This window comes from Kitasatospora sp. NPDC058032 (genome assembly GCF_042885845.1).
Taxonomy (GTDB): Bacteria; Actinomycetota; Actinomycetes; order Streptomycetales; family Streptomycetaceae; genus Kitasatospora.
The window spans coordinates 425578-431953 of sequence record NZ_JBHVRK010000005.1 but is presented as its reverse complement, the minus strand read 5'-3'; the positions used below and the strand labels follow the sequence as shown (position 1 = coordinate 431953).

At 73.1% G+C, this 6376-nt stretch carries 6 protein-coding genes; 3 read left to right on the top strand and 3 right to left on the bottom strand.

The features are described 5' to 3' along the window. Window positions 1-164: 164 nt before the first annotated feature. The 3 genes from ACFVUH_RS11930 to ACFVUH_RS11920 all read right to left on the bottom strand — a co-directional run bounded on the left by ACFVUH_RS11930 (window position 165) and on the right by ACFVUH_RS11920 (window position 3033). Window positions 165-422 carry an acyl carrier protein gene (locus ACFVUH_RS11930; RefSeq protein ID WP_355371409.1) on the bottom strand — a complete coding sequence of 86 codons (258 nt, stop codon included), beginning with the start codon at window positions 420-422 and terminating at the stop codon, window positions 165-167. 95 nt (window positions 423-517) lie between these two features. After that, window positions 518-1729, bottom strand: coding sequence for a ketosynthase chain-length factor (locus ACFVUH_RS11925; RefSeq protein ID WP_355371406.1), 1212 nt, complete (start codon window positions 1727-1729; stop codon window positions 518-520). Continuing rightward, entirely contained in the window at window positions 1726-3033 is a 1308-nt protein-coding gene (locus tag ACFVUH_RS11920; RefSeq protein ID WP_387912721.1) for a beta-ketoacyl-[acyl-carrier-protein] synthase family protein, read from the bottom strand. The genes ACFVUH_RS11925 and ACFVUH_RS11920 overlap by 4 nt, the downstream gene beginning before the upstream one ends. Window positions 3034-3429: 396 nt before the next feature. On the opposite strand from ACFVUH_RS11920, the gene ACFVUH_RS11915 reads away from it, so the two are divergent. The 3 genes from ACFVUH_RS11915 to ACFVUH_RS11905 are packed head-to-tail and all read left to right on the top strand — an operon-like array spanning window position 3430 to window position 6369. After that, window positions 3430-4218, top strand: coding sequence for a BTAD domain-containing putative transcriptional regulator (locus ACFVUH_RS11915; protein ID WP_387912719.1), 789 nt, complete (start codon window positions 3430-3432; stop codon window positions 4216-4218). Window positions 4219-4256: 38 nt separating this feature from the next. Beyond that, window positions 4257-5351, top strand: a complete 1095-nt coding sequence (gene pdhA / locus ACFVUH_RS11910) for a pyruvate dehydrogenase (acetyl-transferring) E1 component subunit alpha (protein ID WP_387912717.1) — start codon at window positions 4257-4259, stop codon at window positions 5349-5351. Between the two features lie 10 nt (window positions 5352-5361). Then, on the top strand, window positions 5362-6369 hold the full coding sequence (locus tag ACFVUH_RS11905; protein WP_387912789.1) for an alpha-ketoacid dehydrogenase subunit beta: 1008 nt from the start codon (window positions 5362-5364) through the stop codon (window positions 6367-6369). Window positions 6370-6376 lie beyond the last annotated feature (7 nt).

Genomic DNA, 6376 nt, shown 5'->3' with positions numbered 1-6376 from the left:
CTGCGCCGCCGCCGCCCCCCCCCCCCCCGCGCCGCCCCCCGCCCCGGGGGGGGGGGGGGGGGGCGGCGGGGCCGCGCCCCCCGCCCCGGGCCGCCGCGCGGGCGGGGGGGCCCCCCCCGCTTCTCCGTGCGGGCGGCGAGGGTGGGCGCCCGCGGCCGGGCCGGTCAGACGGCCGCCGGTACGGCGTCGTTGACCAGGTCGACGAACTGGCGCGGGGTCTCCGCGGTGCCGGCGAGGTCGTCGGCGAGCTTCACGCCGTACTCGCGCTCGACGCGGGCGACGGCCTCCAGCAGCGCGAGGGAGTCGTAGCCGAGCTCCTCGAACGGGGTGTCGGCGATGTCGCCGTCGAGGTCGACCGCCTCGTCCTCGCCCGCGCACTCGCGCATGATCCGGGTCAGGTCCTCGATGGTGATGCGGCTCATGGGTCTGCTCACTCTCTGTTCGGTGGTGCTCGATGGAGCTCGGTGGGGAGGAAGCGGGGGCGGGGGCACGGGGGGCGCCCCCGCCCCGGGGGTCGTCAGGCGCAGGCGCGGACGACCATCGCGGAGTTGAAGCCGTGCCGGCCGCGGGCCAGCACCAGCGCGGCCTCCACCGGCATGGACCGGGCCTCGCCGAGGACGAGGTCGAGGCCGTGCCGCGGGCTGGTGAGGTTGACGGTGGGCGGTACGAGGCCGTCCCGGATCGACAGCAGCGCGGCGGCCACGTCCAGCGGGGCGCCGCCGGCGCCGAGCCGCCCGGTCATGGTCTTCGGTGCGGTCACGGCGACGCCGCCGGTGCCGAAGACCTCGTTGAGCGCGGCCGCCTCGTCGGCGTCCTCCTGCGGTCGGCCGTCCGCGTCGGCGAAGACCACGTCGATCCGGCCGGGTTCCAGCCCGGCCTCGTCCAGCGCGAGCCGGATCGCCCGGGCCAGGCCGCGCGGGCGGCCGCTGCCCCGGGGCGGGTCGAAGGTGGAGCCGTAGCCGGCGATCTCCCCGTAGGGCCGCTCGACACCGCGGGCCCTGGCCGACTCGGCGTCCTCGGCGATCAGGATGGCGCCGCCCTCGCCGGCCACGTAGCCGCTGGCGGCCTCGTCGAACGGCAGGTAGGCGCGGTCCGCCTCGGCGACGGTGGTCATCTCGCCGGTGCCCATCCGGGGCGTCCAGGCGTACGGGCACAGCGCGCTGTCCACGCCGCCGGTGACCATCATCGGGTGGCCCTTGCGGATGCCCCGGCGGGCGTGCGCCATCGCGTCCAGGCCACCGGCCTGGTCGGAGACCAGGACGCCGGAGGGGCCGCGCAGGTCGTTGCGGATGGAGATCTGGCCGGTGTTCACCGCGTAGAACCAGGCGAAGGACTGGTAGGCGCTGACGAAGCCCGGGCCCTGGCTCCACAGGTGCTGGAGCTCGCGCTGGCCGAACTCGAAGCCGCCGAGGGTGGCGGAGGTGACCACGCCGGCCCGGTACTCGCCGAGCGCGGCCGGATCGGCCTCGGCGTCCCGCAGCGCCCAGTCGGCGGCGGCCAGCGCCAGCCGGGTCATGTGGTCGGTCTGCGGCAGCAGGCGGCTCGGCAGGTGCTCGGCCGGCTCGAAGCCCGGTACCTCGCCGGCCAGCCGGACGGGGTACTCGGAGGCGTCGAAGCGGGTCAGTTCGGCGATGCCGCTGGTGCCGGCCAGGGTGGCCGACCAGTAGGCCTCGGTGCCGAGACCGTTCGGCGCGACGACGCCGATGCCGGTGATGACGGTCGCGCTCATGCGGCCACCGCCCCGGGGCGGGCGAGCACCATCGCGCTCTGGAAGCCGCCGAAGCCGCTGCCCACGGTGAGCGCGACGTCGGTGCGGTGGTCCCGGGCGGTCAGCGGCACGTAGTCCAGGTCGCACTGCGGGTCCGGTTGGTGCAGGTTGGCCGTGGGCGGTACGACGTTGTGCTCGATGGCGAGCGCGCAGGCCGCGATCTCGATCGAGCCGATCGCGCCGAGCGAGTGCCCGATCATCGACTTGATGGAGGAGACCGGGGTCCGGTAGGCGTGGTCACCGAGGGCACGCTTGAACGCGGCGGTCTCGTGCCGGTCGTTCTGCTTGGTGCTGGAGCCGTGGGCGTTGATGTAGTCGATCCGGTCGCCGTCCATCCGCGCCTCGTCCAGGGCGACCCGGATGGCCTCGGCCATCTCCCGGCCGTCCGGGCGCAGACCGGTCATGGTGAACGCGTTGGAGCGGGTGGCGTACCCGCCGATCACCGCGTACACGTGGGCGCCGCGCTTGCGGGCGTGCTCCAGCTCCTCCAGGACGAAGACCGCGGCGCCCTCGGCCAGCACCAGCCCGTTCCGGCTGATGTCGAACGGCCGGGAGGCGTGCTCGGGGTCGTCGTTGCGGGGCGTGGTCGCCTTGATGACATCGAAGCAGGCCACCGAGATCGGCGAGATCGGCGCCTCGGTGCCGCCGGCCAGCATGACGTCCACGCGGCCCTCGCGGATCAGGTCGGCGGCGTAGCCGACCGAGTCGAGCCCGGAGGTGCAGCCGGTGGAGATCATCGCCGCCGGTCCCTCGGCCGCGACGTCCCAGGCGAGTTCGGCCGCCATCGAGCTGGGCGCCAGGTAGTCGAACAGGTACGGCACGGTGTAGCGGTGGTCGACCTCCCAGTGCCGGCCGCCGTCGCTGGTGACGACGTACTCCTGCTCCAGCTTGGTCGGGCAGCCGACGGCGTTGCCGAGCGAGACCCCGATCCGGTGGGTGTCGAGCCCCTCGACCTCGAGCCCGCTGTCGGCGATCGCCTCCCGGGCCGATACCAGGGCGAACTGCCCGGCGCGGTCGAGCCGGCGGACCTCCTGGGGGGAGAGTCCGTGCACGGCCGGGTCGAAGTCGCATTCGGCGGCGACCCGGGAGCGGAAGGGTGAGGCGTCGAATGAAGAGATGGTACGCGTCGCGGTCCGGCCATCGGTGAGCAGCTGCCAGAACGCCTTTGTTCCGACCCCACCGGGGGCCACCACACCTATTCCCGTTATTGCCACTTTCCTGGTCAATTTCCCCGTACTCCTCCACCTGAACACTGTCGCGTACATGCAATCGCGACACCCCGGCACCGGACGCTCCGTGCCGACGCCAACAAGCCTGCGACCGACACCTTGAGCACCACTGGAGGCCTACTGGAAGGAGGATTCGGGAAATTACAGGACGGCTCCGAAATGTCCAAGAATTGACTCCTTCGCCCCATCGTGATCGAGATCACATAGGGAGCTCCCGCCACCGGAAGCCGCCTACCGTACGCTGGTTAACCAATCCGGATTGCGATACTCCGCCATATCTTGGCGCTCGCTCGACGGCACGGCGGGGGTGCGCCGGATATCTCGGGGGCTCGACGAGAGAATTTGATTTTTTAACAGATCCACGGGGGAAAGATGGATATTCGTGTTCTTGGGCCACTGTCGGTCAAGACAGACGAGTGTGCCTTCGAGCAGGTGGCGCCCAAGCCGCGCAAACTGCTCGCGCTCCTGCTGGCCCACGGCGGCCAGATCGTCCCGCTCTCGGCGCTGATGGCCGAGCTGTGGGGCAGCGAACCGCCGGTCAGCGCGATGACCACGCTGCAGACCTACGTGCTGCAGCTGCGCAAGGCGCTGGTGACCGCACTCGACCTCGCCGACCACACGACGGCCAAGGAGGTCCTGGTCACCCGGGCCGGCGGCTACCTCTTCCAGGCCGGCGGGCGCACCCTCGACCTGGAGGTCTTCCAGACGCTCACCACCCGCGGTCGCCACCTGCTCGCCGAGGGGCGCGAGCACGAGGCGGCCTCCGTCCTCGACCGGGCGCTCACCCTGTGGCGCGGCCCGGCCTTCGCCGACGTCAACGTCGGCCGCCTGCTGGAGGCCGAACGGGCCCGGCTGGAGGAGTGCCGACTGGCCGCGGTCGAACACCGGGTCGAGGCCTACCTCCGCCTGGGCCGCCACCACGAGGTGCTCGGCGACCTGGCCGCGCTGTCGATCAGCCACCCGTACCACGAGAGCCTGCAGGCCCAGTACATGCTGGCGCTCTACCGGGCCGGCCGGCGGCCGATCGCCCTGGACGTGTACCGCCGGATGCGCACCACCCTGGTGGACGAGATCGGCCTCGAGCCGTCGCCCCGGGTGCGCGCCCTCCAGCAGGCGATCCTCGTCTCCGACCCGACGCTCGACCAGGCCCCCGGCCACGGAGACCTCTCCCTGTACCAGGTCCCCGGCCGGACGACGACGCCCGCCGCGCTCCACGCCTGACCACGGCCCCGCGAACGACGAAACCCCGGAGTAGCACCGTGGTACATCCCATCCCGCCCACCGCTCCCGACCAGGTCCAGCTGCTGACCCCGGACGGCCGCCGCGTGGCCCACCCCGACTACCGGCTCGACGCCGGGCCCGACCTGCTGCGCGCGCTCTACCGCGACATGGCGGTCGCCCGGCGGATCGACGCCGAGGGCGTCACCCTCCAGCGCCAGGGCGAACTCGCCCTGTGGCCCTCGCTGCTCGGCCAGGAGGCCGCCCAGGTCGGCGCCGCCCACGCGCTCGCCGACGACGACCACGTCTTCCCGAGCTACCGCGACCACGGCCTCGCGCTCGGCCGCGGACTCGACCCCCTGAAGCTGTTCGCCCTGTTCCGCGGCGTCAGCAACGGCGGGTGGCGCTCGGCCGAGCACAACTTCCACCTCTACACCCTGGTGATCGGCTCCCAGACGCTGCACGCCACCGGCTACGCGATGGGCGCCGCCCTGGAGGACGCCGGGAGCGCCGTGCTGGTCTGCTTCGGTGACGGCGCCACCAGCCAGGGCGACGTCAGCGAGGCGTTCAACTACGCCGCCGTCTACGACGCCCCCGTGGTCTTCTTCTGCCAGAACAACCAGTGGGCGATCTCCGAACCCAACCACCGGCAGACCCGGGTACCGATCCATCAGCGGGCCGCCGGCTTCGGCTTCCCGGGCGTGCGGGTCGACGGCAACGACGTGCTCGCCTGCCTCGCGGTCACCCGGGCCGCCCTGGAGCGGGCCCGGACCGGCCGGGGCCCGATGTTGATCGAGGCCTACACCTACCGCATGGGCGCCCACACCACCTCCGACGACCCCACCCGCTACCGGGACGCGGCCGAGGTCGACGCGTGGACCCGCCGCGACCCGATCGCCCGGCTCCGCGCCCACCTGGAGCGCGAGGGCCTCGCCGACGAGGCCTTCCTCGCCGGTGTCGACGAGGCCGCCGAGGCCGCCGCACTGCGGGTGCGCCAGGGGGTGCGCACCATGGCCGATCCGGAACCGGAGGCCATCTTCGACCACATCTACGCGGACGGACACGCGCTCGTCGACGAGGAGCGCGCCGAGTTCCGCGCCTACCAGGCGTCGTTCGCCGGAGCGGAGGGCCGCTGACATGGCCGCCATGACACCCGGGCGCACCGACACCGGGACCGACCCGACCGTGCTGAGCCTCGGACGGGCGATCAACACCGCCCTGCGGCACGCCATGGAGGCGGACCCGAAGGTCGTCCTGATGGGCGAGGACATCGGCCCGCTCGGCGGCGTCTTCCGGATCACCGAGGGCCTGCACAAGGACTTCGGCGACCGCCGGGTGCTGGACACCCCGCTCGCCGAGTCCGGCATCGTCGGCACCGCGATCGGTCTGGCCCTGCGCGGCTGGCGCCCGGTCCTGGAGATCCAGTTCGACGGCTTCGTCTTCCCCGCCTACGACCAGATCGTCACCCAGCTCGCCAAGCTGCGGGCCCGCTCGGGGGGCGCGCTCGCGCTCCCGGTCGTCATCCGGATCCCCTACGGCGGCGGCATCGGCGCGGTGGAGCACCACAGCGAGTCCCCCGAGGCGCTGTTCGCGCACATCGCCGGGCTCAAGGTGGTCTCCCCGTCCACTCCCGAGGACGCCTACTGGATGCTCCGTCAGGCCATCGCCGGGAACGACCCGGTGATCTACTTCGAGCCGAAGCGCCGGTACTACCAGCAGGGCCCGGTGGACACCGCCGCCGCACCGCACCCGCTGCACGCGGCCGTCGTCCGCCGCCCGGGCCGGGACATCACCCTGGCCGGGTACGGCCCGACCGTCGGCACCTGCCTGGAGGTGGCCGAGGAGGCGGCGGCGGAGGGGCGGAGCGTCGAGGTGGTGGACCTGCGCTCGGTCTCCCCGCTGGACACCGACACGCTCGCCGAGTCGGTCCGGCGCACCGGCCGGCTGGTGGTCGTGCACGAGGCGCCGGTCTTCTTCGGGGCCGGCGCGGAGATCGCCGCCCGGATCACCCGGGACTGCTTCTACCACCTCCAGGCACCCGTGCTGCGGGTCGGCGGCTACCACGCCCCGTACCCGCCGGCGCGGCTGGAGGAGGAGTACCTGCCGACGCCGGACCGCGTCCTGGACGCGATCGACCGGTCCCTCTCCTTCTGACCCCCTC

Bases quoted from the DNA above. Each gene is read 5' to 3' on its own strand.
- ACFVUH_RS11930 (WP_355371409.1), bottom strand. From the start codon at position 422: ATGAGCCGCATCACCATCGAGGACCTGACCCGGATCATGCGCGAGTGC.
- ACFVUH_RS11925 (WP_355371406.1), bottom strand. From the start codon at position 1,729: ATGAGCGCGACCGTCATCACCGGCATCGGCGTCGTCGCGCCGAACGGT.
- ACFVUH_RS11920 (WP_387912721.1), bottom strand. From the start codon at position 3,033: ATGTACGCGACAGTGTTCAGGTGGAGGAGTACGGGGAAATTGACCAGG.
- ACFVUH_RS11905 (WP_387912789.1), top strand. From the start codon at position 5,362: ATGACACCCGGGCGCACCGACACCGGGACCGACCCGACCGTGCTGAGC.